Annotated in this window: 29 protein-coding genes; 5 read left to right on the forward strand and 24 right to left on the reverse strand. The window is 59.9% G+C overall.

Annotated features, from left to right (window positions below; genetic code table 11):
* Nucleotide 1: 1 nt before the first annotated feature.
* Together ACR0MO_RS06335 and ACR0MO_RS06340 are read left to right on the forward strand one after the other, a co-directional pair.
* A complete protein-coding gene (locus tag ACR0MO_RS06335; RefSeq protein WP_170451866.1) occupies nucleotides 2–934 on the forward strand; it encodes an AEC family transporter in 933 nt (310 codons plus the stop codon).
* Between the two features lie 59 nt (nucleotides 935–993).
* The gene (locus ACR0MO_RS06340) at nucleotides 994–1,692 is read left to right on the forward strand and encodes a CbiX/SirB N-terminal domain-containing protein (RefSeq protein ID WP_170451868.1); all 699 of its coding nucleotides are present in this window, start codon (nucleotides 994–996) and stop codon (nucleotides 1,690–1,692) included.
* Between the two features lie 11 nt (nucleotides 1,693–1,703).
* On the opposite strand, the gene ACR0MO_RS06345 is transcribed toward ACR0MO_RS06340, so the two are convergent.
* From ACR0MO_RS06345 to ACR0MO_RS06365, 5 genes are all read right to left on the reverse strand, one after another.
* Nucleotides 1,704–2,696 carry a diguanylate cyclase domain-containing protein gene (locus ACR0MO_RS06345; RefSeq protein ID WP_170451877.1) on the reverse strand — a complete coding sequence of 331 codons (993 nt, stop codon included), beginning with the start codon at nucleotides 2,694–2,696 and terminating at the stop codon, nucleotides 1,704–1,706.
* Nucleotides 2,693–3,280 carry a heme NO-binding domain-containing protein gene (locus ACR0MO_RS06350; protein ID WP_170734391.1) on the reverse strand — a complete coding sequence of 196 codons (588 nt, stop codon included), beginning with the start codon at nucleotides 3,278–3,280 and terminating at the stop codon, nucleotides 2,693–2,695. Before ACR0MO_RS06350 ends, ACR0MO_RS06345 begins: the two co-directional genes overlap by 4 nt.
* 106 nt (nucleotides 3,281–3,386) lie before the next feature.
* Nucleotides 3,387–4,946, reverse strand: coding sequence for a trimethylamine methyltransferase family protein (locus ACR0MO_RS06355; RefSeq protein WP_170451882.1), 1,560 nt, complete (start codon nucleotides 4,944–4,946; stop codon nucleotides 3,387–3,389).
* Nucleotides 4,947–5,064: 118 nt separating this feature from the next.
* Nucleotides 5,065–5,757 carry an HAD family hydrolase gene (locus tag ACR0MO_RS06360; RefSeq protein ID WP_170451884.1) on the reverse strand — a complete coding sequence of 231 codons (693 nt, stop codon included), beginning with the start codon at nucleotides 5,755–5,757 and terminating at the stop codon, nucleotides 5,065–5,067.
* A gap of 23 nt (nucleotides 5,758–5,780) precedes the next feature.
* Entirely contained in the window at nucleotides 5,781–6,062 is a 282-nt protein-coding gene (locus ACR0MO_RS06365; protein WP_170451886.1) for a DUF3572 domain-containing protein, read from the reverse strand.
* 88 nt (nucleotides 6,063–6,150) lie between these two features.
* On the opposite strand from ACR0MO_RS06365, the gene ACR0MO_RS06370 reads away from it, so the two are divergent.
* Nucleotides 6,151–7,551, forward strand: a complete 1,401-nt coding sequence (locus tag ACR0MO_RS06370; RefSeq protein WP_480890212.1) for a diguanylate cyclase — start codon at nucleotides 6,151–6,153, stop codon at nucleotides 7,549–7,551.
* A gap of 1 nt (nucleotide 7,552) precedes the next feature.
* On the opposite strand, the gene ACR0MO_RS06375 is transcribed toward ACR0MO_RS06370, so the two are convergent.
* Genes ACR0MO_RS06375 through ACR0MO_RS06390 form a run of 4 tightly spaced genes read right to left on the reverse strand, consistent with a single transcriptional unit; the run spans nucleotide 7,553 to nucleotide 9,457 of the window.
* Nucleotides 7,553–8,026, reverse strand: coding sequence for a periplasmic heavy metal sensor (locus tag ACR0MO_RS06375; RefSeq protein ID WP_170621396.1), 474 nt, complete (start codon nucleotides 8,024–8,026; stop codon nucleotides 7,553–7,555).
* Entirely contained in the window at nucleotides 8,023–8,376 is a 354-nt protein-coding gene (locus ACR0MO_RS06380) for a hypothetical protein (RefSeq protein WP_170621394.1), read from the reverse strand. Before ACR0MO_RS06380 ends, ACR0MO_RS06375 begins: the two co-directional genes overlap by 4 nt.
* A complete protein-coding gene (locus ACR0MO_RS06385; protein WP_480890215.1) occupies nucleotides 8,369–8,983 on the reverse strand; it encodes an RNA polymerase sigma factor in 615 nt (204 codons plus the stop codon). The genes ACR0MO_RS06380 and ACR0MO_RS06385 overlap by 8 nt, the downstream gene beginning before the upstream one ends.
* 6 nt (nucleotides 8,984–8,989) lie before the next feature.
* On the reverse strand, nucleotides 8,990–9,457 hold the full coding sequence (locus ACR0MO_RS06390) for an EF-hand domain-containing protein (RefSeq protein ID WP_170451904.1): 468 nt from the start codon (nucleotides 9,455–9,457) through the stop codon (nucleotides 8,990–8,992).
* A 199-nt stretch (nucleotides 9,458–9,656) separates the two neighbouring features.
* On the opposite strand from ACR0MO_RS06390, the gene ACR0MO_RS06395 reads away from it, so the two are divergent.
* The gene (locus ACR0MO_RS06395; RefSeq protein WP_480582104.1) at nucleotides 9,657–10,064 is read left to right on the forward strand and encodes a DUF983 domain-containing protein; all 408 of its coding nucleotides are present in this window, start codon (nucleotides 9,657–9,659) and stop codon (nucleotides 10,062–10,064) included.
* A 25-nt stretch (nucleotides 10,065–10,089) separates the two neighbouring features.
* Nucleotides 10,090–10,791 (forward strand): NUDIX hydrolase, encoded by a 702-nt coding sequence (locus ACR0MO_RS06400; protein WP_170451906.1) that lies wholly within the window; start codon nucleotides 10,090–10,092, stop codon nucleotides 10,789–10,791.
* A gap of 8 nt (nucleotides 10,792–10,799) precedes the next feature.
* On the opposite strand, the gene ACR0MO_RS06405 is transcribed toward ACR0MO_RS06400, so the two are convergent.
* The 15 genes from ACR0MO_RS06405 to ACR0MO_RS06475 form a co-directional block, all read right to left on the reverse strand.
* Nucleotides 10,800–12,467, reverse strand: a complete 1,668-nt coding sequence (locus tag ACR0MO_RS06405; RefSeq protein WP_480890217.1) for a ribonuclease J — start codon at nucleotides 12,465–12,467, stop codon at nucleotides 10,800–10,802.
* Entirely contained in the window at nucleotides 12,464–13,243 is a 780-nt protein-coding gene (locus tag ACR0MO_RS06410) for a type III pantothenate kinase (protein WP_170451910.1), read from the reverse strand. The genes ACR0MO_RS06405 and ACR0MO_RS06410 overlap by 4 nt, the downstream gene beginning before the upstream one ends.
* Nucleotides 13,244–13,254: 11 nt before the next feature.
* The gene (locus ACR0MO_RS06415) at nucleotides 13,255–14,004 is read right to left on the reverse strand and encodes a biotin--[acetyl-CoA-carboxylase] ligase (protein WP_170451912.1); all 750 of its coding nucleotides are present in this window, start codon (nucleotides 14,002–14,004) and stop codon (nucleotides 13,255–13,257) included.
* A gap of 54 nt (nucleotides 14,005–14,058) precedes the next feature.
* The gene (gene nuoN / locus ACR0MO_RS06420; RefSeq protein WP_480780341.1) at nucleotides 14,059–15,501 is read right to left on the reverse strand and encodes an NADH-quinone oxidoreductase subunit NuoN; all 1,443 of its coding nucleotides are present in this window, start codon (nucleotides 15,499–15,501) and stop codon (nucleotides 14,059–14,061) included.
* Between the two features lie 15 nt (nucleotides 15,502–15,516).
* Nucleotides 15,517–17,061: an NADH-quinone oxidoreductase subunit M gene (locus tag ACR0MO_RS06425; RefSeq protein ID WP_170451917.1), complete on the reverse strand. Its 1,545-nt coding sequence runs from the start codon at nucleotides 17,059–17,061 to the stop codon at nucleotides 15,517–15,519.
* Complete coding sequence (gene nuoL / locus ACR0MO_RS06430) at nucleotides 17,061–19,238, reverse strand: NADH-quinone oxidoreductase subunit L (protein WP_480890219.1); 2,178 nt, start codon at nucleotides 19,236–19,238, stop codon at nucleotides 17,061–17,063. The genes ACR0MO_RS06425 and nuoL overlap by 1 nt, the downstream gene beginning before the upstream one ends.
* 7 nt (nucleotides 19,239–19,245) lie before the next feature.
* A complete protein-coding gene (nuoK, locus tag ACR0MO_RS06435; protein ID WP_005984024.1) occupies nucleotides 19,246–19,551 on the reverse strand; it encodes an NADH-quinone oxidoreductase subunit NuoK in 306 nt (101 codons plus the stop codon).
* Nucleotides 19,548–20,087, reverse strand: a complete 540-nt coding sequence (locus ACR0MO_RS06440) for a hypothetical protein (RefSeq protein ID WP_170451921.1) — start codon at nucleotides 20,085–20,087, stop codon at nucleotides 19,548–19,550. The genes nuoK and ACR0MO_RS06440 overlap by 4 nt, the downstream gene beginning before the upstream one ends.
* Entirely contained in the window at nucleotides 20,087–20,689 is a 603-nt protein-coding gene (locus tag ACR0MO_RS06445) for an NADH-quinone oxidoreductase subunit J (RefSeq protein ID WP_039534292.1), read from the reverse strand. The genes ACR0MO_RS06440 and ACR0MO_RS06445 overlap by 1 nt, the downstream gene beginning before the upstream one ends.
* A complete protein-coding gene (locus ACR0MO_RS06450; RefSeq protein ID WP_480707942.1) occupies nucleotides 20,686–21,096 on the reverse strand; it encodes a carboxymuconolactone decarboxylase family protein in 411 nt (136 codons plus the stop codon). Before ACR0MO_RS06450 ends, ACR0MO_RS06445 begins: the two co-directional genes overlap by 4 nt.
* Nucleotides 21,093–21,587: an NADH-quinone oxidoreductase subunit NuoI gene (nuoI, locus tag ACR0MO_RS06455; RefSeq protein ID WP_068347504.1), complete on the reverse strand. Its 495-nt coding sequence runs from the start codon at nucleotides 21,585–21,587 to the stop codon at nucleotides 21,093–21,095. Before nuoI ends, ACR0MO_RS06450 begins: the two co-directional genes overlap by 4 nt.
* Nucleotide 21,588: 1 nt before the next feature.
* Nucleotides 21,589–22,626 (reverse strand): NADH-quinone oxidoreductase subunit NuoH, encoded by a 1,038-nt coding sequence (nuoH, locus tag ACR0MO_RS06460; protein ID WP_480890222.1) that lies wholly within the window; start codon nucleotides 22,624–22,626, stop codon nucleotides 21,589–21,591.
* 195 nt (nucleotides 22,627–22,821) lie between these two features.
* Entirely contained in the window at nucleotides 22,822–24,840 is a 2,019-nt protein-coding gene (gene nuoG, locus ACR0MO_RS06465; protein WP_480890224.1) for an NADH-quinone oxidoreductase subunit NuoG, read from the reverse strand.
* A 3-nt stretch (nucleotides 24,841–24,843) separates the two neighbouring features.
* Nucleotides 24,844–25,248: a DUF5333 domain-containing protein gene (locus tag ACR0MO_RS06470; RefSeq protein WP_170451932.1), complete on the reverse strand. Its 405-nt coding sequence runs from the start codon at nucleotides 25,246–25,248 to the stop codon at nucleotides 24,844–24,846.
* 98 nt (nucleotides 25,249–25,346) lie between these two features.
* Nucleotides 25,347–25,730, reverse strand: coding sequence for a hypothetical protein (locus ACR0MO_RS06475; protein WP_480890226.1), 384 nt, complete (start codon nucleotides 25,728–25,730; stop codon nucleotides 25,347–25,349).
* Nucleotides 25,731–25,733 lie beyond the last annotated feature (3 nt).

Raw genomic sequence — 25,733 nt, forward strand, 5'->3', positions numbered from 1 at the left:
TATGCTTCAAAGCCTGATTGACGTCATCCTGCCGGTCTTTCTGGTCATCGGTGCGGGCTATGCCGCGACGCGGTCGGGCTATTTCAAAGAAGTGCATGTCGATGGTCTGATGAAATTCACGCAGGGCTTCGCCATCCCCTGCCTGCTGTTTCTGGCCATCGCGCATCTGGACCTCAGCGCCAGTTTCGATCCGCGCCTGTTGGCCAGCTTCTATTCTGCCGCTGCGCTGTGTTTCACCGCCGGACTGTTCGGCGCGCGGCTGATCTTTGGGCGCGAGTGGGAAGACTGCGTCGCCATCGGCTTTTGCTGCCTGTTTTCGAACTCAGTCCTGCTGGGCCTGCCGATAACCGAGCGTGCCTATGGGCCTGAAAACCTGACCGGAAACTACGCGATCATCGCGTTCCATTCGCCCTTCTGCTATGGCGTCGGCATCACGGTGATGGAGATCGTCCGAAATCGCGGCCATGGCGGCGCGCGGATGGCACGCTCGGTCCTGTCTGCGATGTTCAAGAACGCTTTGATCCTGGGCATTGCGCTTGGGTTTGTCGTCAACCTCTCGGGCCTTGTCATTCCCCGCGTGGTCGATGAAGCGCTTGGCCTTGTGACCCGCGCGGCCTTGCCCGGAGCCCTGTTCGCACTGGGCGGCGTGCTGGTCAAATACAAGCCCGAGGGTGATCTGCGCACGATTGCCTATGTGTGCTGCATCTCACTGATGCTGCACCCAAGCCTTGTCTGGATCTTCGGCAAATCCACCGGACTGCCGCAGGACCTGTTCCGCTCGGGCGTTTTGAACGCGGCCATGGCACCGGGTTTCAATGCCTATATCTTTGCCAATATGTATGGCCGCGCCAAACGGGTCGCCGCCTCATCCGTTCTGATCGGAACAGGCGTTTCGATTCTGACCGTCTGGCTTTGGCTGGCCGTTTTGGGCTAACACCTGTCTTGACTTGCAGGCCCGGCGACACAGCTATCGCCCAAGAACAGGAGCCGTATATGCCGCACGCCATTATTGTCGCCCATGGTCAACCCTCGGATCCCGATCCGGCCGAGGCCTCTTTGTCGCGGTTTGCCGCGCAGGTAGACGCCGTGGCGACCGGTGTATCGGTGCACTCTGCCACCCTCGCGGCCCCCGGATCGCTTGAGGCCATGATGGATAGCCTGCCCGGTAACGCAGTGATTTACCCTTTGTTCATGGCCAAGGGCTGGTTCGTCACCAGCGCCCTGCCGAAACGTGTCGGAAATCGTGGCCTGCAGATTCTGGACCCGTTGGGCGTTGACCCGGAATTGGCCAATCTGGCGGCCTCGGCCCTGCAGGATGCGTTGGTCGCGAACCAATGGCTGGCGTCAAAAACAGATCTGGTGATCGCCGCCCACGGATCGGGGCGCAGCCGCAATCCTGCGATCGTGACGCAGGATTTTGCAAAGACACTGGGTGAGATTCTTGCCTTCAAATCAATTCACGTGGGCTTTGTTGAGGAACCCCCTTCAATTGCCGATGCAGCGAGCAGCGTGGGTCAGAAATCCATATGCCTGCCCTTCTTTGCCTGCACAGGCGGGCACGTGTTGGAAGACGTCCCGCAAGAACTGGACCGCGCCGGGTTCCAAGGGCAGCTGTTGCCCGTGGTCGGAGAGCTTCCGCCCATACAACTCCAGATCGCCCGGAAACTGAGCGCCGCCTTCGAGGCCGCCTGACAAGGGTCAACTCACGACTGCGCTTGCAACAGCGTTGAGTACAGTCGATGGCAGGATCGCCCTTCCCGCTTGGCCTGATACAGCGCCAGATCGGCGGCATGAAGAATCTCTGCCGCTTTGGGCGCATCGAACTGGGTGGAGATCGCCGTTCCGATGCTTGCGGAAATACGGCAGGGCTGTTGTTGAAACATCATCGGCTCATTCAATCGCGCGATCAGGCGCGCGGCGATGGAGGCCAACACATCCTCTCGGGTCAGGCCCTTGAAAATAATCACAAACTCATCGCCGCCGACACGCGCAACGGTGTCGTCGCCCCGCGTTTCCTCGACCATGATCTGGGCGGCTTGCTGCAATACATAGTCCCCGGCGGCGTGACCCAATCGGTCATTCACGGCTTTGAAATAGTCCAGATCCAGATGCATCAGCGCAAACGACGCGTTGGCCGATACCAGATGCCCCAGCATATGATCCATCGCGCGGCGGTTTTTCAGGCCGGTCAAGGTGTCGGTATAGGCTTGCTCCTCGGCGGCCAGCATCGCGCCCTGCAACCGCAGGTTCAGGGACCGCGATGCCTCCATCGCGGCGGATTTCGCCTCGACCAGATACAGAAGTTCGATGGCCAGATCGGTGCCCGAAAAATCGGCACTGGTCAGGGCGTAATCCCGCACCGCGTCCAGGATCGAGATGCCAAATGACAGGTTGATCACCGCCCCGCGCCCATTCGGTAACGGCGCAACAAGCCCTTTCAGGGCGGTTCGGGGTTCATCAAGAAACTTCAGATGCAGCTTCGCCCCGGCCATGGACATCAGCGCCGGAATGGTGGTGACGGTGCGCGGGCGGATCAGTTGGAACACGTCCAAAAAACTTTTTCCGATCAGAGGCATGTCCGGGCGCAGCTTTTGCAGGGTAGGCCCGGCCCGTTCGATTCTCCCGCCTTCATCCAGCAGCAGAAACATCGGGCACAGGGTTTCCAGCAGATGTGCCAGATCCTCGGGTTCTGTCATCCGTTTCGCGCCCCCAAATCGAAATGCCGCCCTTCCGCGAAGGCGCTTTCCACCAACATGATTGAGATAACCTCGGCCGTGTCCTGTTGCCCCTCATGCGACAGCATCACCAGCGCACCATAATCGTCGGCCATGGCCCGCAGGACCCCGACCATTACGCTGGAATAACCCGGCAACCCCGAATAACACAGCAACTGATATTCGGTCGCAGAACGTTCCCGCAACTCCAAGGCTGGCAAGGTCAGGTCCGACACGGCCAGGCGGACGCGATCCGCAAGATCGTCCAGCGAATGCAGGAACTCGACATAGCTGACGCCGCCAAACCTCAGCAGCCGTCGCAAACCCTCCATATTGGGATGCGAGACCAGATAGGTGCCGACGTCTTCGAGTATTTCGGGCTGCGGACGCCCCAGATCGTGGCTCAACGCGTCAAGAACCTGCGCCAGCACGTCTTCGCCATAGATCAACATGGGCTCGAACTCGTGAAACCCCAGCCCCGTCGCCTCGGTCACGCGCAGCCAGCACGATTGACCATAAGTCGCACAGACAAAGGATTGGATCGCCCGATTGATCAGACCATGCATAGGGTGCCCCAGATTGGTTTCACCCTACTGTGGTCTGACAATCCTTAACAAATAGCCAAAATCTGCCCGATTTGCCGAGAATCCGGCCAAGCAAGACGGTCTAAGGTCAAAAATCCGTGGGTGCCCCGCCTTCCGCTTTGCGACGATCAACAAATTCGGCCAGTTCCTCGCGAATTCCGTCGTCCATCGCCGGAGGCTCAAAGCTGGTGATGATCTCTTTGAACATGTGATGCGCCCGTTCGGCTGTCCAGATGCCGCCTGCGACCTCCCAACCTTCATAGTTTTTCCAGTCGCTTAGGAAGGGTTGATAAAACGCCGTGGTGTACCGATCCTGTGTGTGCTGAATGCCAAAGAAATGGCCGTCATTCCCGACCGAACGGATGGCGTCCACGGCGATCTCATCCGGGCCGGTCGCGACAATTTCAGGGTCCATATAGCGTTGAATTTGCTGAAGAACCTCGCAATCCATGATGAATTTCTCAGGGCTTGCGATCAGGCCACCTTCCAGCCAGCCAGCCGCATGATACACCATGTTCGTGCCCGACTGGACCGCCGCCCAAAGCGAGTTTGACGTCTCCCAAACCGATTGCCCGTCCGGTACATTCGCTGCGCAAACGCCCGAGGATCGCATCGGCAGATTATAGAACCGCGCCATCTGCCCGGTCATCTGGGTCGAGCGCATGTATTCCGGCGTTCCAAAGGCCGGAGCGCCGGTTTTCATGTCGACATTTGACGTAAACGTCCCGATTGCGCAGGGCGTGCCGGGGCGGACATATTGGAACAGCGCGATTGCACAAAGCGCCTCGGCCAGCGACTGCGCCACCGCGCCCGCCATCGTCACCGGTGCCATCGCACCCGCAAGCGTGAACGGCGTCACCACAATCGCCTGCCCCCGCCGGGCCAGACGCAGGCAACCGTCGATCATCGGATAGTCGTGTTTCAGAGGCGAGGTCGAGTTTATGTTGGTATACATCCTTGGGCTGGCGTCAAATTCGTCGTGGCTCAGGCCACTTGCGATCCGCACCATCTCCATCACGTCTTCGACCCGCTCTTTGCCCAGCGAATAGGCGTGCATGGCCTTATCCGTCAGTGTCAGCTTGTCATACAGCACATCCAGATGCCGGACGCTGGCATGCAGATCCACGGGTTCGACCGGATAGCCCCCGGCAAAGTGGATGCAGTTGAAATATTGCGTCAGTTTCAGAAGGTTGCGACACATCTGGCGGTTGCCGGGAACCTTCTTGCCGATCTCCATGTCCCAGTAATTCGGTGGAGACGAGACGTTCCCGAACACCATATTCTTGCCGCCGATTTCAATCGTGCGTTCAGGATTTCGGGGGGTGATCGTGAAACTGCTGGGGGCCTTGGCCACCATCTCCATCACGAAGTCGCGGCCCATCCGAACGTTGTCGCCTTCTATCGTGCACCCGGCCTCGCGCAGGATCTCAACGGCTTCGTCATTGTAGAACTCGATACCGATCTCTTCCAGAATACGCATCGCGCCATCATGGATCGCCTCGATCCCTTCGGGGCCCAGCGGTTCGGTCGGTCGGTCGGTGTTGACCGGCGGGTTCCATGGCATCTGATCGATGACGGCGCTTCCGCGTCGGGCGGCGGCCCCGGCGCGGCCGCCGCCGCGCCGTTTGCGAGTACTGGTGTCGGCCATCGTCCCCTCCTGCTTTGCTTATACCAAGCAAGCCTTGAAGACCGTCCAACAGCCGCTCTGTCTGCGACAGAAAATGTCGGTTTCTTATCCCGATATGCCGAATTTCGGGTCGGTGAGGTCAGTTCTGCGCCAGCCAGACCGGAATATGCCCGATATCCGGCAGAACCACATCGGCCATAGGGGCCAGTACCTCGGCCTTGGCCAGGCCTGTCAGAACGCCAATAGTCACCATACCGGCAGCGCGCCCGGCCTGCAGGTCATGCAGGCTGTCACCCACCATGGCAATACGCGACGGATCGACGCCGACATGCGCGGCAAAGGCCAGCAACTGCCCCGGCCCGGGCTTATATCCATGGCCGCTGTCATACCCCGCGATAAAGTCGAAATGGTCACGAATACCCACCGACTCCAGGTGCTGAAGCGCGGGGTGTTCGCTGTCATTTGTCGCAACGCCAAGTTTGAGGCCGGATTTCCGCAGACCATCCAGAAACGATTCCAACGGCACTGCGGGGGCCTGAGTGGCCGCCGCAGCCTCGGTATTGATCAGGTCGATAAGTTCGGCCAGCGTGTACCCATCCAGATGAGGCAGCATAAGCTCGGCAATTTCTTCAACCGTGGCTGCGATGACGATACTGTCTTCGGCATATCGATCCTGCTCAAGATCATAGCCGATGACGGCGCCCAGCTCTGCCGCCCGTGTCTGATCGGAACCGGCGAGACGCGTCAGCAGCGACCGCCCGAATGCCCCCCACGTATTGGCGAAATCGAACAGAGTGCCGTCCTTGTCGAAGACGATTGCATCAATGGGCATCGCAGGCTCCTGCTGAGATAGGGTTAGGTCCAGTGCATTTCACCGCCCGCCAGCACCGCGCGGGCCTGTGCGGGTTGGGCATATGGGACCGAATGCGCGTCGCAAAACGCGATGATCCACGAATCATCCATCAGAAGGAAATCCAGAACGGATGCCAAAAAGGCAGGGTCGCCCGCATTGGTCCGCAAATCCTGAGACGCAGCGCCGGTTGAGCCAAGAAATACAGGCAAAAGCTCATCATTTCCGACCAGCCAGCCAAGGGCGGTCAGCGCAAGCGTTTCGGCAGAATCGGCAGAAAGTGACATAAACCGGCCCTGGATTCGGTCTTGGAAAGGGTTTGTTAACCAGACTCATAAACACTTTGTTGACGCATGCAATCAACGGTGAGCGACTATGTCCGTGCAGGGAACCATCCTTGTCCTCGACGGGGTATCAACCAACCGCATTATGCTGAAGGTTCAGCTGACGGCGGCATGGTATCACGTGGTGCAGGGGGAAAAGCTAAAGGGGCTGCGAGCCTTGCTGCGGCGGGTACGGCCCGATCTTGTTCTGACCGCGCAGACCCTGCCGGACGGGACGGCCGCAGATGTCAAAAAGCTTATCCTGAACGAGCCCGAGCTGGGCGATGTGCCCGTGGTGGCGCTTGCGCCTCAGAATGACAAGGCCGCCCGCCTGCGCGCGTTGGAGGATGGGCTGGACGATGTGATGACCCATCCATTCAAGGATACGCTGCTTCTGGCCCGCATTCGCAGCCTGTTGCGGGCGCGGGCCGACACGCAGGACCTTCACGTCAACGACACGCCTCAGACCATTGGATTCGCAGAACAAGCCACGGCATTTCTCACCCCACACAAGCCAGCGCGCGTCGATATTCTGTCGCTGACACCCCGAACCGGCGCGATATGGAACAAGGCCCTGTCCCATCAGACACGGCACATTGTCGGCTGGCACACGCAATCCAATCTGCAGGCGCTGTTGTCGGGCCCGACCCCGGACGCCGTCGTGATCGAATTGGATGCCAGCCCGAGCGGATTGAATATTCTCGCCGACCTCAGATCTCGCAGCGCGACGCGCCACACAGTTCTGATCGGGGTACTGGACGACACCAATGCCGCTATGGCGTCCGAGGCTTTGGATCGCGGCGCGGATGCCGTTTGCCTTGGCGGCTTCTGCCCGCAGGAAATCCAGTTGCGACTGGCAAACCAGCTTGCCCGAAAAACACGTATCGATCAGATGCGCGCCTCGCTGAAACGCGGGATCGCCGACTCGTGGATCGACCCGCTGACCGGGTTGCACAACCGGCGCTACGGTATGCACGCGATGGAACAGATCGCCCGCCAATCGCTGAGGTCCGGGCGCGGCTTTGCGATCATGCTGGCCGATCTGGACCATTTCAAAACGATCAATGACCGCTTTGGGCATGCCAGCGGCGACATGGTGCTGACGCAGGCCGCGACCCGGATGCAGCGGGTTCTGGGGGACACCGGGTTTGTCGCCCGCATCGGCGGTGAAGAGTTCATGATCGGGGCCTCAAACATGACCCGTGCACGGGCCGTCAAACTGGCAGAGACGCTGTGTGACAGTATTTGCCAACAACCCTTTCACCTGTCCGACACACAGGACCCGATCCCGGTTACGATCAGCATCGGCCTCAAACACGCCTCGCCCGGATATGCGTCGCAAGATACACGGCCCGAGCCTGTGGATAGGCTGATGAAATCAGCGGACGAGGCGCTGTACGCCGCGAAAAGAGCAGGCCGCAATCAGGTTCGGATCCGCCAAAGCGCGGCATGAATCAATCGTGCTTCTGGTGCTTGCGGTGGCCACGCTGAACAACCTCTTCCAGCCGGTCGGCATAACCCTGACGTTCTGCATCCGACATCGCCGAGACACGCGCCAACCATTGAGTTTGTAACGCAGCTTGCAATTGGGCCGTTTCCTGTGCCTGTTGCTGCAACAGAACCTCAACAGCCGCCGGATCGAACGGCACCGCGCGCAATGCCTGGCTGATCGCTGCAAAATCCCGCGCCCGGTTACCTGAACGTTCCCGGTGCAACCCCGACAATTCCCCGCGCAGGGATTTGCGGTCGTCTTTGGGCAAAGCGCGATACAAGGCGGGGCCAAAACCCGGTGGGCCCTTGGCGTGGTCACCGCCTTTCAACCGAAGAACCGTCCCCGCAGCAATCCCGACAATCAACAGGTTCAGGGCCAGTGAGAGGGCCAGAACAATCGGCATCCAACGCCGTTTTGGTTTGGTTTCCGCGCTCATTCCGTGGCCTCCAGAAAACTCGTGTCAAAGCCCAGATCCGCTATCAGATAAGACGTGTCCTGCGACGTCACCAAACTGGCCGGGTCGGGCAGAAAAGCAGGTGCGGAAAACCCGATCCAGACACCAGCGGCACTGGCCGCGATCAGGCCACCAAACCCCTGCCAGCCGCCGATCTGTTCTAGAAAACGGACCCATGGTCGGGGGCCGACCGGCGACCGGGCTTTCAGACGTTGCAGGCGAACCGCCTCGGCATCGGTCTGAATGCGTACGGCCAGACCATCCGGCAGGTCGTCGCGCTGCGCCCTTGCCTGGGCAAACAGATCATCCAGTTCCATGTCATCATCAGCCATTTTCATACCCCAGTTCATCCCGTCGTCTGGCCAGATTGGCAGCCAGGCTGCGTTTTCCCCGCGCGGTCAGACTTTCGACCGCTTCTACCGATAGCCCCATGATCCCGGCAATCTCGGGGTTGGGCAATTCCTCGATATGGCGCAGGATAACCGCCTGTCTTTGCCGATCCGGCAATTGTGACAGGGCCGCCTGCAATGCATCCTTGCGCGCCTCTTGCTGCATGCGTTCAACCACGCTGACACCATCGTCCTCGGGTTCGGGTACATCCGACAAGGCCTCGGGCCGTTTCTTGCGCCGCATATCCACACACAGGTTCAGCGTCACCCGGTATAGCCAGGTTGAGACCTTGGCCTGCCCTGGCACCCAGTCCGGTGCCATCTGCCACAGCCGCATCATGGCCTCTTGCGTGATGTCTTCGGCCTCGGCCCGGTTTCCCAGCATACGCAAAGCCACCGAATAGCTGCGCGGCCCCAGACGGTCGGTCAAAAGCCGCGCGGCCCCGGCATCGCCATCAGCAAACTGCCTCAGCAACACATCGTCGCCAAGGTCGGCTGCAGCGGCATCGCCGCCGCAACCTGTATCTGGATGGGAGGTCAGATCCTCCATCCCGCATCAGTTATTGTCGGCGCCCGCCTTGTGACGCTTTTTGTGATGCCGGCCCATTTTGTCTTTTGCATCGGCAAATTCCTGTTCCGAGATGCTGCCGCTGTCATCTGCATCGATCCGGTCAAACATCTTGTCAGCCCGGCGTGGTTTCGGCAACTCATCCTGGCTCAGAAAGCCATCGGCGTTGGCGTCATGCTCTTCGAACATCTTGGTGATACGCTCGTCCGACCGTTTCTGGGCCGCCGCCTGCATTTCTTCAACGCTCAATTGGCCGTCGCCATCGGTATCTGCCGTCGTGAACCGCGCATTGCGATGGGCGGTCATCTCGTCCCTGGTGATCTGCCCATCTCCGTTTGCGTCCAGTTCCTGAAACGAAACGGGCTCACGATCTTTGGGACCCGCCGCCAGAACCGATGTGCCTGTGATGGCGACTGCTGCAAGTACGATACCCGCGATGAAAGTTGAGTTTTTCATGGTTGGTTTCCCTTGTTTGACGCGGCCTCATCACCGCTGCTCATATCCATTCAAACGGGGCGCGCCGGGGTTTCCGTCGCAAAGGTCAAACTTTTTTTGATATTTGGCTTGGGCGCGTCATTGCCCGCATCGGCACAAAGCGACGCACCCCCCTTTAAACTCGCGGACACAAGGCGCAATATCCGGCAAAGATGAGCGCATGAGTTATATTATGGACCAGACGATCGAGACCCCGACCGAAGATGAGCGCCCGACATGGCCTGCTTTGGTCAAAGGCTTTCGTGGCCGGTGCCCCAAATGTGGTGAGGGCAAGCTGCTGCACAGCTATCTGAAGGTGAACGACCACTGCCCGAACTGCGGGCAGGAGCTGTTTCATCACCGCGCCGATGATGGCCCGGCATACCTGACGATTCTGGTGGTCGGGCACCTGCTGGCCCCCGCGCTGCACGTCTCGTACGTGCATTGGCGGCCGGATCCGTGGACCATGGCAATCGGCTTTTCCATTGCCTGTGTGGCGCTGTCGCTGTACCTGCTGCCCCGCCTGAAGGGGGCCATGGTGGCCTATCAATGGGCACGCCGGATGAACGGGTTCGAGAAAGCCTCATGAGGTCATCCATCGGAACCGGCCACGCATGAGCATCGACAAAACAGCAATACGGGACGCGGCGACAGTCATTGTCTTGCGCAATCGCCTGACGGATCCGTCGATTCTGATGGGGCAACGCGGCACCAATGCCGTGTTCATGCCCAACAAGTTTGTTTTCCCCGGCGGCGCGGTTGACCCGTCGGACGGGAGTGTTCCTTTGGCCACGCCGCTGCCCGGTTTGTGTCAAGACCGGCTTGCCGAACAATCCGCGCCCGATCTGCAAACCGCGCTGGCCGCCGCTGCGATACGCGAATTGTGGGAAGAAACCGGACTGGTTCTGGGGCAGCCCGGCACTTGGTCCGCGACCGTGCCCGAGGATTGGGCGGAATTTGCCGACATGGGATTTCTGCCATCCGCCAAAGGCTTACAGTTCGTTTTTCGCGCGGTCACGCCGCCCGGCCGCCCACGCCGGTTTGATGCGCGGTTCTTTCTGGTCGATGCGGATGAGATTCAGGGCGATCTGGACGATTTCAGCCGCGCCTCGGACGAGCTGTCGCATCTGCAATGGGTCCAGCTGGACCGCGCCCGTGATCTGGACCTGCCCTTCATCACCGAAGTTGTTCTGGCCGAAATCGCAGCGCGCGTGACCGATCCGACGCCACCGGCATCGGTTCCCTTCTACCAGAACCAGGATGAGGCCAGCCTGTTTCTGCGCCTGCGCGGATACCCGATGCCGGATGCCGACTGACGCCGGGCTTACTTCATCCGGCTGATCACAACGGTAACTTCGGGCTTCTTGCCGATCTCGGTCTTGGCGGTTTGACGCACGATCCGGCGCATCGCCTCTTCCAGCTTGTCATCGTCGCGCAGGGTCTTGGCCTCGGCCCGCATCAGGAACTGGTTCAGGTCTTCCTCCAGCACCTCGACCAAAGCGGCCCGCGAGGTTCCGGTTTCCGGTAGGCCCATCATATCGCACCAGGGTTCGCCCAGCGGCTCGTCCTCTTCATCCAGAATGACTGTGACCGTGACATGCCCGTTCAGCGCCATGCGAATACGGTCGCGGACAATGCCGTCCAGCGCGCCGATCTTGATGGTGCCGTCCAGATAGGTGCGTCCGGTCTCGACATAATCCACAACCTTGGGCGCATTGCCGGTCAGGTCCAACATGGTGCCGTTGACCGCAAGGATACCGGTCCGCCCGCCAGCCTCGGCCAGTTTCGCATGTTCGCGCAGGTGGCGGTGTTCGCCGTGCATCGGGATGACCATCTGAGGGTCAGTCAGCGCATGCACCTTCTCAAGATCAGGCCGGTTGGCGTGGCCCGAGACGTGATACAGCCCCGAGCTGTCATCGACCACATCCACGCCCTTTTCGCTAAGCTGGTTCATGATGAAGATCACGCCGCGCTCGTTTCCGGGAATGGTCTTCGACGAGAACAGGAACAGATCGCCCTCTTTCAGTTCGATCCCGCGATACTTGCCGCGTGCCAGTTGCGCGCTGGCGGCGCGGCGTTCGCCCTGACTGCCGGTCACGATCAGCATCAGGTTCTGGCGCGGCAGGTCCACCGCCTCTTCGGCGCTGATCACCTTGGGGAAGTCCGACAGGATACCGGTTTCCGTCGCTGCCTCGATCATCCGGCGCATGGCGCGGCCCAGCAAAACAACCGAACGCCCGGCCCGCTGCCCGGCCTCTGCCAATGTCTTCACCCGCGCAACGTTCGAGGCAAAAGTGGTGGCCACAACCATACCTTCGGCGCTTTCGACCAGCTTTGTGATCTCGGGCCCAACTTCGGATTCCGATCGTCCGGGATGGGCTGAAAACACATTGGTGCTGTCACAGACCAGCGCCTTGACACCCGATTTGGCAACCTCGGTCCACAGGTCCGGGTCAAACGCTTCCCCCACAACCGGGTTTGCGTCCAGTTTGAAATCGCCCGAATGCACGATCCGGCCCGCAGGCGTGTCGATCACCAAGGCCGCGCTTTCGGGGATCGAATGCGAGACCGGCAGGAAACCCACGGTGAACGGGCCAGCCGAGACCTGCTCGGGCCAGGCCGAGGCGGTGCGCACGGCGTCTTCGGGATGGCCATGTTCGTCCATCTTGCGGCGGGCGATATTGGCGGTGAAAGCACGTGCATAGACCGGCGCGCCAAGTGCTTCGTAACAATGGGCCACGGCGCCCACGTGATCTTCGTGCGCGTGGGTGACAAAGATCGCCTCAAGCCGGTCGGCGCGGTCCTGCAGCCATGAAATATCGGCGTGGATCAGATCAACCCCTGGCGTGGTATCCATATCGGGAAACGTCACGCCCAGATCGACGAGGATCAGGCGTTCCTTGCCCGGTTCACCATAGCCATACACATAGGCATTCATGCCGATTTCACCGGCCCCGCCCAGCGGCAGGTAGATCAGTCTTTCGCTGCTCATGTCGAGCCATTTTCCTTGTTATAGCGATGGATCACGGTCAGGCCGTGCATCGTCAGATCATCTTCGATTGCGTCGAACCCCACGTCGGCCTGATCGAACAAGGGTGCGAGCCCTCCGGTTCCAACGACTTTCATCGGCATTCCGTATTCGGTCTTGATGCGGGCAATCAGCCCCTCGATCAGACCGGAATAGCCCCAATACACGCCCGACTGGATACAGCCAACCGTATTCGTGCCAATCACTTTGTCCGGCCGCGTAATGTCGATATGCGGCAACGCCGCAGCGCCCTGATGCAAAGCCTCCAGGCTGAGGTTCACCCCCGGCGCAATGATGCCGCCGACATAAGCGCCGTCGGCGGCCACGACGTCGAAATTGGTTGCGGTGCCGAAATCCACCACCACCACATTGCCGCCATGCCGGTCAAACGCCCCGACCGCGTTGGCCAGACGATCCGGGCCAGGCACGGTGCCTTCATCCACGCGGGGCGTCACAGGCAACAGGCAATCGGGTTTACCCACCACCCATGGCCGGCAGCCAAAGAACCGATCCGCAAATATACGAAGGTTGAACACCACGCGCGGCACGGTCGAGGCGATAATCACATCCGTGATCTCGGCCTCGATGCCGTAATGTTTCACCAGCGTCGAATACCATGTGAAATAGGCGTCCGCCGTGCGCGAATGATGGGTCGACGTGCGCAGGGTGCACAGGAAGGTTTCGCCATCCCAGATCGAGAATACGGTGTTCGTGTTGCCGCAATCGATGGCCAGAAGCATCTGCGCCCCTTTCAGAAATATACATCCGCCGCGGGAATGCTCACGCGGCCTTTCGCGGTGTTTAGGACAAGGTTGCCCCCCGCGTCCACCGTTTCGAAGGTGCCTACCGTCTCTGACGTTCCGGTACGGGCGGTGATTACCTCACCCAGACGCGCCGCGCGGGCCAGCCAGGCGGTGCGGATCGGCTCGAACCCATAGGTGACAAACTGGGTCTCGTAACGGGCATAGGCGGCGGCGAGTTCGGTCAGGAAATCCTCGGGCGTGACATGGGCCCCGGTTTCGGACAGCAATGAGACGGGGCGCATTGCACCGGGCTCCACCGCCTCGGGGTCTGGGGCCGAGGCCAGATTTACGCCAATGCCGATGGCCAGATGGGCCACGCCGCGCCCCTGCCCGGTGCTTTCCAGCAGGATTCCCGCCAGCTTGCCGCCATTCAGCAGCACATCGTTGGGCCATTTCAGCGACAGACCGTCCGCCCGCCCGGTGACAGCCACACAGGCGTCAAACAGGGCCAGCGCGGCCACGAAACTGCGCAAAGCCGATTGTTCCGGCGCACCTTGCGGACGCATCAGCAAGGTCGCGGCCAGATTGCCCATGGGGTTCGCCCACGCCCGCCCGCGCCGTCCGCGCGCTGCGGTTTGGTGATGCGCCATGATCCACACTGGACCACTGGCGTTTGGGGCGATGCGCGCCGCCTCGTTCAGGGTGCTATCAACTTCCTGCACCTCGTGCAGGCCGTAGCCTTGGGGCCATTTGGTCATATCAAAAAGGCCCGGTCGCGCGACCGAGCCCCTCCTTCACAGTGTTCAAAACGATCAGTTGACAAGCGTGGCTGCCGCAGCTGCCGCTGCGCCCTCGACACCGAACTGATAAAACACGCCGACCAGCATCAGGGCTGCCGATCCCATCAGGGCGACCCACAAAACGGGCGATGACCGCGTTTCAATCGGTTCCTCGTTCTCGGCCCCGAAATACATGTAGAACACGATCCGAAGGTAATAGAACGCACCGATGACCGAGGCGATGGCCGAGACGATGACCAGACCCGTCAGACCCGCGCTGACGCCCGCTTGCCAGACCCCGAATTTGGCAAAGAACCCAAGCATCGGCGGCACGCCCGCAAGGCTGAACATCAGGATCAGAACCGCCAGCGCCTTGCCCGGATCATGCCTGGAATACTGGCGCAAGGCGTCGATATCGGTAACGGGTTTGCCATCACGCTCCATCATCAGGATGAAGGCGAAGGTGCCGATATTCATGGTCACGTAAATGGCCAGATACATCAGCATCGCCTTGATGCCCAACTCGGTCCCTGCGGCCAGACCGATCAGCGCATAGCCCATATGCGCAATCGACGAGAACGCCATCAGGCGCTTGATGTCCCGCTGCCCAATGGCGGCGACCGCACCCAGCAGCATCGACAGCACAGACAGCAGCACGATCACTTGTTGCCAGTCTTTCACGATGCCGCCGAATGCGTCATGCAGCAGCCGCGCGAACAGGGCCATCGCCGCCACTTTCGGCGCGGTTGCAAAGAACGCGGTAATCGGGGTCGGTGAGCCCTCGTACACGTCCGGCGTCCACATATGGAACGGCACGGCCGACACTTTGAAGGCCAGACCCGAGATCAGGAAGATCAGACCAAACAGCAGGCCAACCGAGACATCTCCGGCCTGTACAGTCGCGATGATGCCCGAGAAAAGGGTGGTTCCGGTGAAGCCATAAACCAGCGATGCGCCATATAGCAGAAGGCCCGAGCTGAGCGCGCCCAGCACGAAATACTTCAAACCGGCCTCGGTCGATTTCGCACTGTCGCGGCGCAGCGCGGCCACGACGTAAAGGGCCAGAGACTGCAGCTCCAGCCCCATATACAGCGACATCAGATCGCCTGCGCTGACCATCATCATCATGCCCACGGCGGCCAAAGCCACCAGCAACGGATATTCAAAGCGCAGCAGGCCCCGGCGGGCCATGTATTCCTGGCTCATGACCAGAACGGCGGCGGCGGATAGCAGGATCGCGACCTTGGCAAAGCGGGCAAAGCCGTCATCGACAAACATGCCGTTGAAGGCCACGTTGGTGCCGTCACCATTGGTGGCAATCCAGATCGCCAGCAGCGCCATCAGGCCAGCGGTGGTCCAGACCAGAACCGGGGCCAGCCCGTCTTTCGTCGTATAGACGGCCCCGATCAGGGCCACCATCGCATATACGGCCAGAACGATTTCCGGCAGGATTATTGTCAGATCAGCCTGGATCATGTCTCCAAAGCCTCCTTAATGCGAGGCGGCCGTCTGGGTCGCAGCCTCAGCCGCGGCCAGAGCCGTGTCATAGTTCGAAATCAGCGCGGCGGTCGAGTTGCCGATCACATCCGTGACCAGCGATGGGTAGACGCCCAGCAAGATGGTCATCACGATCAGCGGCGCAAAGATCAGCCGCTCGCGCGAGCTCATGTCCGTCATCGCCTTGAGGCTTTCCTTGATCAGATCGCCAAACACCACCCGGCGGTACAGCCACAGCGCATAGCCAGCCGAGAAGATCACACCGGTCGCGGCCACGGCCGTCACCCACGTGTTGACCTGGAAGGCGCCCATCAGGGTCAGGAACTCTCCGATGAAGCCCGACGTTCCCGGCAGGCCGACATTGGCCATGGTGAACAGCATGAAGACCAATGCATAGGCGGGCATCCGGATCACGAGACCGCCATAGGCCTCGATGTCACGGGTGTGCATCCGATCATAGATCACGCCGACGCACAGGAAGAGCGCGGCGGAGATGAACCCGTGGCTCAGCATCTGGAAGATCGCGCCGTCAATACCCTGCTGGTTCGCCGCAAAAATCCCCATGGTGACAAAGCCCATATGCGCGACCGAGGAATAGGCAATCAGCTTCTTCATATCCTCCTGCACCAGCGCGACCAGCGAGGTGTAGACCACTGCAATCGCCGACATCCACAGCACCAGATCGGTCATCACGGCCGAGCCAACCGGAAACATCGGCAGGCTGAACCGCAGAAAGCCATAGCCGCCCATCTTCAACAGGATCGCCGCCAGCACCACGGAACCCGCCGTCGGGGCCTGCACGTGCGCATCCGGCAGCCAGGTGTGGACCGGCCACATCGGCATCTTCACCGCGAACGAGGCAAAGAAAGCAAGGAACATCAGCGTCTGCATGCCGCCGACGATATAGACGCCCAACACGCTGAACCCTTCGGAGGAGAACTGATGGGTCATCAGCGCCTCGATATCCGTGGTGCCCGCATCGGCATACATCGCCACCATCGCCACCAGCATCAGCACCGAGCCGAGGAAGGTATAGAGGAAGAATTTGAAGCTGGCATAGATACGGTCCTTGCCGCCCCAGATGCCGATGATCAGGAACATCGGGATCAGGCCTGCCTCGAAGAACAGGTAGAACAGCACCAGATCCAGCGCCATGAACACGCCCAGCATCAGCGTTTCCAGCAGCAGGAAGGCGACCATGTATTCCTTGACGCGATCCGTCACCTGCCAGCTGGCCAGAATGGTCAGCGGCATGATGAATGTGGTCAGCAGCACGAACAGAACGCTGATCCCATCAACGCCCATCTTGTATTTCAGGCCCAGCAGCCATTCACCCTCTTCCACCATCTGAAAGCCGGTGTCGTTGGGGTCAAAGCCGGTGTAGATGCCGATCGAGACAAGGAAGGTCACCGTGGTCGCCAGCAGCGCGACCCATTTGGCATTGCGTTGCGCCGCCGCGTCGTTGCCGTGCAGGAACAGAGCCAGAATGCCCGCTGCGATGGCCGGGATGAAGGTGACGATGGAAAGGATATTGTCCATTACAGCGCCCCTCCGCCGATCGACATCCAGGTCACAAGGGCGGCGATGCCCAGCACCATCCAGAAGGCATAGGTGAAGATGTACCCGGTCTGCGCCTTGCCTGCGAGGCGGGTGAAGAAGGGAACAACGCCCATGGCTACTCCGTTCAGGAAACCGTCGATTGTATTGCCGTCACCGCGCTTCCAAAGGAACCGGCCAAGGGCTACGGTAGGTTTGACAAAGACCGCATCATAGATCTCGTCAAAATACCATTTGTTCAGCAGGAACAGGTACAACGGGCGCTGGTTTGCAGCCAGCCGCGCGGGCAGCGTGGTGTTCACGATGTAGAACCAATAGGCCACGACAAAGCCCAGCAGCATCGCCACGAAGGGCGAGACCTTGACCCATTTCGGAACCGCATGGGCATCGTCCAGCACGGTATTGTCGGGTGCTATATACAACGCGCCCTCGCCCGGCTCACCCGCAAACACGTAGTGATGGTCGCCGCCGTGGGCGTCTTTCTCTCCATGGCTGCCATCCGCATGACTCTCATCTGCATGTGCGTCATCCGCGTGGCCTTCGTCCCCATGATGCGCATCAGCGGTGCCGTCGGCGACGTGCTCGGCATGAGTCGCATCATCATGCCCTTCGGCGTGTTCGGATGCTTCGGCTACGGGGATGCCATAGAACTTGCCAACCTTATCGGTATGGCCAAAGAAGTTGCTATACCAGATCATTCCGGCAAAGACGGCCCCTATAGACAGCGCGCCAAGCGGGATCAGCATGGTCATCGGACTTTCATGGGCGTGGTCATGCGTGTGCTTGTCGCCGCGCGGCTCACCATAGAAGGTCAGAAAGATCAGACGCCAGCTGTAGAACGAGGTAAAGACAGCGGCAATCACCAGCATCCAGAAGGCATAGCCCGTTCCACCGGCAAAGGCGCTTTCGATGATGGCGTCCTTGGACAGGAACCCGGCAAAGCCGAACGTGGTCAGCGGGATCCCCACACCGGTGATGGCCAGCGTGCCGATCATCATCGCCCAGAAGGTATAGGGGATCTTCTTCCGCAGCCCGCCGTATTCGGTCATCTCCTGCTCGTGATGCATGGCATGGATCACCGAACCCGCACCAAGAAACAACAGCGCCTTGAAGAAGGCGTGCGTCAGCAGGTGGAACATCGCCGCCGAGTACATGCCGACGCCCGCCGCCACGAACATATAGCCCAGTTGCGAACAGGTCGAATAGGCGATGACGCGTTTGATATCGGTTTGCACCAGACCCACGGTCGCCGCAAAGAAGGCGGTCGAGGCCCCAAGGAAGGTGATGAACGCGGTGGCGCCCGGCGCGAACTCCATCAACGGCGACATGCGGCAGACCAGGAACACACCCGCCGTCACCATGGTCGCAGCGTGGATCAGCGCCGACACCGGCGTCGGGCCCTCCATCGCGTCCGGCAACCAGGTGTGCAGGATCAACTGCGCAGATTTCCCCATCGCGCCGATGAACAGCAGGACGCAGATCACCTCAATCGCCGTCCACTCCCCCCACAGGAAGGTCAGTTGCGTTTCGGCCAGCGTCGGAGCCGAGGCGAAAACGTCCGAGAAATTGATGCTGTCGGTCAGGAAGAAGATCGCGAAGATCCCCAGTGCAAAGCCGAAATCCCCGACACGGTTGACGATAAACGCCTTCATCGCCGCCGCATTGGCGCTGGATTTGCGGTAATAAAATCCGATCAGCAGGTAGGACGCGACGCCCACGCCCTCCCAACCAAAGAACATCTGCACCAGATTGTCCGCCGTCACCAGCATCAGCATCGCGAAGGTGAAGAAGGACAGATAGGCAAAGAAACGCGGCTTGTAGCTTTCACCCTCACGCCATTGCGGGTCGTGGTCCATGTAGCCGAAGGAGTAAAGGTGCACGAGGGCCGAGACCGTCGTCACCACAATCAGCATGATCGCGGTCAGCCGGTCCAGACGGATCGCCCAGCTTGTCGACAGCGAGCCGCTCTCGATCCAGCGCAGGATTTCGATCTGCTGGGTCTGGCCATCGAAGGTCAGGAATACGATCCATGACAGCAGGCAGGCGAGGAACAGCAGGCCCGTCGCGGTCCACATGGCAGCTTTCTCGCCGATGAACTTCCAGCCGAACCCGCAAAGCAGCGCGCCCACGAGAGGGGCGAAGAGGATGGTGGTTTCCATAGTTCTCTTAGCCCTTCATCATATTGACGTCTTCAACCGCGATGGTGCCGCGGTTGCGGAAGAAACAGACCAGAATGGCCAAACCAATCGCCGCCTCAGCCGCCGCAACAGTCAGCACGAACAGCGTAAACACCTGCCCGACCAGATCGCCCAGGAAGCTTGAAAACGCCACGAGGTTGATATTCACCGCCAGCAGCATCAGCTCGATGCTCATCAGCAGGATGATGACGTTCTTGCGGTTCAGGAAGAGACCGAAGATGCCGATGACGAACAGCGTCGCCGCGACCGTAAGATAGTGTTCAAGTCCGATCATAGACCTGCTCCTCGGGACTCTGGGTAGTAGATTTTGCAGCCGTTGAATGGGTCATAACGGTTGCGGCGCTTCATGTTTGCGATTTGTTGCTCAACACTAAGAGAAACTTTGTAGTCGTTTTCGTAAGCAATCGATACAAGTTCAGCCGCAGAAGTAATTTCTCGCACATCTATGGCTCCAATGGGTATTTGTATCAGATCCACGAGTTCGTCACGCCATCCATAGGGCTGGTCAAGGTTTTCTGCTCCCAAGATCGACACCACTTCTGCTTGATGACAATCCGCAAACAATAGCCTCTCGAAAACGCCACCGCATGCGGTCGTAAGGGTAATTCGTTGTGCAACTCGTTTGCCGCCCAAATCAACGATCATTCCACCGGATAACTTAAGATGTTCAGAGTCTTCAGCATGTTGAAAGCTTCCGTTTGGAGCCACCGAAATTGGTTGATCTCTCCACGTAGGGTCTTCCTCGAGACTACAAGCAAAGGCGCTTCCAGCAGACGCAACAAAAGCAAATGCTATGAATACTTCACGCATCACAACCCCTGCCCCGGTTTCACGTCCTTCAACTCCATCGCCTTGGCCGGGTCGCGCATCATCTGGCCGATGATGTCCTGACGTTTGATGTCCTGACGGTGGCGCAGGGTCAGCACGATGGCACCGATCATGGCCACCAGCAGGATCAGGCCCGCCAGTTGGAACAGAAGGAAGTATTGATCATAAAGGATGACACCCAGCGCCTCGGTGTTGTGGCGGTCCGCCGGAACCGGCTGCGCCAGATTGGCCGCCGCTCCCTGCGCGCTGTCCCAGGCCCCGAAGGCCATAACGAACTGCATCAGGATGACCAGACCAATCAGCAGGGCCAACGGCATATAGCGCGCCATCTCTGCCTTCAGTTCAGCAAAGTCCACGTCCAGCATCATCACCACGAACAGGAACAGCACCGCGACCGCGCCCACGTAGACGATGATCAGCAGCATCGCCACGAACTCGGCCCCCAGCAGCACGAACAGCCCCGCCGCCGACAGGAAGGACAGAATCAGCCACAGCACCGAATGCACCGGCTGACGGCTGATCACAGTGAACAGTCCGCCGGTGATGGCGCTGATGGCAAACAGGTAGAAGGCAAAGACGGTCATTGATCCTCATCCTCGTTGTCGCCCATGACTTCTTGCGCCAGATCCAGCGCGCGGGTCATGGCCGGGATGCCGGCAAAGACCGACATCTGACCGATCGTTTCCACGATCTCTTGTTTCTTAGCACCCGCCTCCAGTGCATGGCGCACGGTCTGACGCACCGCTGAATCCGCCTGTGCGCCCTGACAGGTTAGCCCGGCCAGCGTCAGCAGCAAGCGGGTCTTGGCATCCAGCCCGTCCTTGTTAACGGTATTGCCGAACATCATCTCCATGACCTCTTTGGGCATGGTCGGCCACAGCGCCTCGAACCCTTTGGGCGAGAATTTCTCCATCGCCGGGTTCATCGCCTTGGCCATGTCCTGAGCCTGCTTCATCATCAGCTCGAACGGATTTGTCGGGCTGTCAGTCATCGGTACGGCGCGTCCAGTTCCAGATTGCGGGCGATCTCGGCCTCCCAGCGTTCGCCGTTCGACAGGAGTTTTTCCTTGTCGTAGAACAGCTCTTCGCGGGTTTCCGTGGCGAATTCGAAGTTCGGGCCTTCGACGATTGCATCGACCGGGCAGGCCTCCTGACAGAAGCCGCAATAGATGCACTTGGTCATGTCGATGTCATAGCGCGTGGTGCGGCGGGAGCCGTCCTCGCGCGGTTCGGCGTCGATGGTGATGGCCTGCGCCGGGCAGATCGCTTCGCACAGTTTGCAAGCAATGCAGCGTTCTTCGCCGTTCGGATAGCGGCGCAGCGCGTGTTCGCCCCGGAAGCGCGGGGACAGAGGGCCCTTTTCGTGCGGATAGTTCACGGTGGCCTTGGGGGCGAAAAAATACTTTAGCCCAAGCTTCATGCCGACCCAGAAGTCCTGCAGCAGGAAATACTTGGCAGCGCGGGTGTAGTCGATGTTTGCCATATCAGCCTCCTACGCTCCAACGGGCGAACGCGCCCCAGAACCAGTCGAATTTTGCCGCAAAGGCCACGAAGACCACCCAGACCAGTGAGAACGGCAGGAAGACTTTCCAGCCCAACCGCATCAGTTGGTCATAGCGGTAGCGGGGCGTGATCGCCTTGACCATTGCGAAGATGAAGAAGAAGAACGCCATCTTGGCCACCATCCACAGCACGCCATCGGGCAGGCCCGGGATGGGCGACAGCCAGCCGCCGAAGAACAGCAGCGATGTCAGGGCGCACATCAGGAAGATGGCGATGTATTCACCGGCCATGAACAGCAGGAAGGGCGTGGCCGAGTATTCGACCTGATAACCCGCGACCAGTTCCGATTCCGCCTCGGGCAGGTCAAACGGTGGGCGGTTGGTTTCGGCCAGTGCCGAGATGAAGAACAGGAACACCATCGGGAAATGCGGCAGCCAGTACCAGCTGAAGAATCCGAACGAGCCGTCCTGCGCGCGTACGATGTCGCCGAATTTCATCGAACCGGTCGAGATGATGATGCCGATGATGATCAGGCCGATAGACACTTCATAGGAAATCATCTGCGCGGCAGAGCGCAGCGAGCCCAGGAACGGGTACTTTGAGTTCGACGCCCAACCGCCCATAATCACGCCATAAACCTCAAGTGAGGAGACGGCGAAGACGTACAGAATGGCGACGTTGATATCCGACAGAACCCAGCCGTCGTTGAACGGGATCACCGCCCAGGCGATCATCGCCAGCACGAAGGATGTCAGCGGTGCGAGGATGAACACCGTTCGGTCGGCCCCCGCCGGGATGACGACTTCTTTCACCACATATTTCAACGCGTCCGCTACCGATTGCAGCAGGCCGTATGCACCGACAACGTTCGGGCCGCGACGCATCTGGACAGCAGCCCAGATCTTGCGGTCACCATAAACAAGGAACAACAGCGAAATCATCACAAAGGCAACAACGGCAAGCACTTGCGCCAGTATGATGATGGCTATTCCGCCTGGGGTGTTAAAGAATTCAGCCATTGGTCCTCACACCGTGGGTATTCCGTTTTCCGCCTGCGTCACGATAGTCGCGAGGCAGCGGCTGGGTCGGCGCGTAGGTGTAAACAGCATCCGCCGCCCTCGCGCTACCCTTTTTCTTTGGTTCCACATTCACGCCCCGCGCGGTGACCTGCCGAAAGGCAGCCGCGCTGGTTGGCGATATGAAACAGCTCTGGTTCATTCCGAAGCGATCTTTTCGGCCTTGCGCGCCTGCGCTTGCGCCGACAGCTCGGCCATCAGTTGCGAGGCGCGGGCGATTGGGTTGGTCAGGTAGAAATCCTGGATCGCGTGGCGGAAGCTGGCTTGGCCCAGAAGGCCTGCCTCGAGCGGTTGAAATTCGTTCTCGATCACCTCGTCGATGCGGGCCAGATGCGGAACCGCCTCGATCAGTGCGGTGCGCAGTTGCGCCAGCGAGTCATAAGGCAGTGTCGCCCCCAATTCGGCCGACAAGGCGCGCAGGATGGCCCAGTTCTCTTTGGCGTCCCCCGGCGCGAACCCGGCGCGCATCGCCAGTTGCGGGCGGCCTTCGGTATTCACGAACAGCCCGTTTTCCTCGGTATAGGCCGCGCCCGGCAGGATCACGTCGGCACGATGCGCGCCCCGGTCGCCATGGCTACCTTGGTAGATCACAAAGGCCCCATCATCGATCTCGACCTCATCCGCGCCCAGGTTATAGATCACCTCGGCCCCGTCGAATGCAGCCTCTAGCCCGCCTTCCGTCACGGCATTAACATCCATTGCACCAACACGGGCGGCAGCGGTGTGCAGGATCATCAGCTTACCATTGGTCCGCGCGGCTGCCTGCATAGCGTGCCCAAGCACCGCAGCGCCGTCCGCTTCACGCAGCGCACCCATGCCGACGATGATCACCGAGGGCTTTTCCAGAATGTCGTCGAATTCGTGCTTTTGCAGATCGGCCAGCGCATCCCGCCCCTCGCCCATCTGGAAAACGTCATAGGTCAGATCAGCCTGCGGTCCGATATTGGCAATCTTGGCCCCGTTCAGCCACGCCTTTCGGATGCGTGCATTCAAAACCGGTGCTTCGTCACGCGGGTTGGCCCCGATCAGCAGGATATATTTCGCATCATCAACATCTTCGATCGACGCCGTGCCGACATAACCCGACCGGTTGCCAGCAGGCAGGCGCGCATTGTCCACACGGCATTCAATATTGCCGTCCAGACCTTCGACCAGTTGCTTCAACGCGAAAGCCGCCTCGACCGGAACAAGATCACCGACCAGCGCCGCAACCTTCTTGCCCTTCATCGCCCCGGCCGCTTTGGTCAGCGCCTCAGGCCATGAAGCCGGGCGCAGCTTGCCGTTTTCACGCACATAGGGCTTGTCCAGCCGCTGACGCCGCAGACCGTCCCAGACGAAACGGGTCTTGTCGCTGATCCACTCCTCATTCACGCCATCATGGTTGCGCGGCAGGAAGCGCATCACTTCGCGCCCTTTGGTGTCCACCCGGATGTTCGAACCCAGAGCATCCATCACATCGATGCTTTCGGTCTTCGTCAGTTCCCACGGGCGGGCGGTAAAAGCATAGGGTTTCGACGTCAGCGCGCCCACCGGGCACAGGTCGATGATATTGCCCTGCATGTTCGAGTCGAGCGTCTGGTTCAGATACGAGGTGATCTCGGCATCCTCGCCCCGCCCGGTCTGGCCCATCTGGGTGATCCCGGCGACCTCGGTCGTGAAGCGCACGCAGCGGGTACAACTGATACAGCGGGTCATCGCGGTACCGACCAGCGGACCCAAATCCAGATCGTCCACTGCCCGCTTGGCCTCTTTAAAGCGCGAACCGGATACGCCATAGGCCATGGCCTGATCCTGCAGGTCACATTCGCCGCCCTGATCGCAAATCGGGCAATCCAGCGGGTGGTTGATCAGCAGGAACTCCATCACCCCTTCGCGGGCCTTCTTGACCATGGGAGAGTTCGTCTTGACTTGCGGTGCCTGCCCTTCCGGCCCCGGGCGCAGGTCACGCACCTGCATGGCACAGGATGCGGCAGGCTTCGGCGGGCCGCCCACGACCTCGACCAGACACATGCGGCAGTTCCCGGCGATCGAGAGGCGTTCGTGATAGCAAAACCGTGGAATCTCGATCCCGGCCTCTTCACAGGCCTGGATCAAGGTCATCGAACCATCGACTTCAATCTCCTGTCCGTCGATATTCACTTTCCGAAGGTCAGACATGGTCTAGTTCGCCCTCAAATACACGCCAATGGCGCTGTTTCTTTCGATTTCCGCCCGCCCCAGCGTGCAGAATGAATTTGGTTTGTCGTACGAGACACCGTTCTGCGCCAGATACGCCTCGCCCTTGGCGCGCATCCGGTCCTTTTCGGCATCCGATTCGACGTAAGCCCGGATCTCCGTGTCCGAATACCCCAGTTCATTGGCTTTGGACCGCAACCCCCACATCACGCCAATCGCTTTCAGACGCCGCCCGCTGATCGAGGGGCAGTATTCGGAGATCTCGTTTGCGATGGCGATATAATAAAGCTCGTTGTCGATCTCAGCGACGTCGCTTAGCGGAGGTTTGGCCTGAACCGCGCCCGGCACGGTCATCAGCGCGGCAACTGCCAGAGTTTTTGCAACAGACATGATTGATCCTTTTGTTTTGGGTGCACCAAAACAAAAACCCGCCGATCTGCTATGCGATAGCAGACGCGGCGACATGCCGTGATATGCAAGAACGCGCGTCATGGTCTTTGGCAGGTTCCCGCAAAGGCCAGCTTGTCGTTGTCGATCCGCAGCTGCTGCGGGTCCGTATCCGGCCCCACCTTCCACGCGATGCGGGATGAGCCGAAATTCTGCACGCAGTATTTGATCCCTTCATACCGCCCGGCCTCACGCGCGCCGTTCAGGGAAGCTGATACACCGTTGACGACGATGGTGAACTCGGTCGGTGCCCTTTTCTTATCGACGGCTTTGGCCTTGGTTCTGAAGTAATTGCCTTCGAACAAAACCCGGTCACTTCGGGACGTCGTGATCGTGCCGCAAGCCGACAGCAACGTCAAAGTCGCGATGGTCAGGCATGTCGTGGCCCGGCTTGCCTTCGCAAACCTTTGATTTCTATAACTCATTCC

The sequence above is a fragment of the Ruegeria sp. K5 genome (assembly GCF_056531805.1).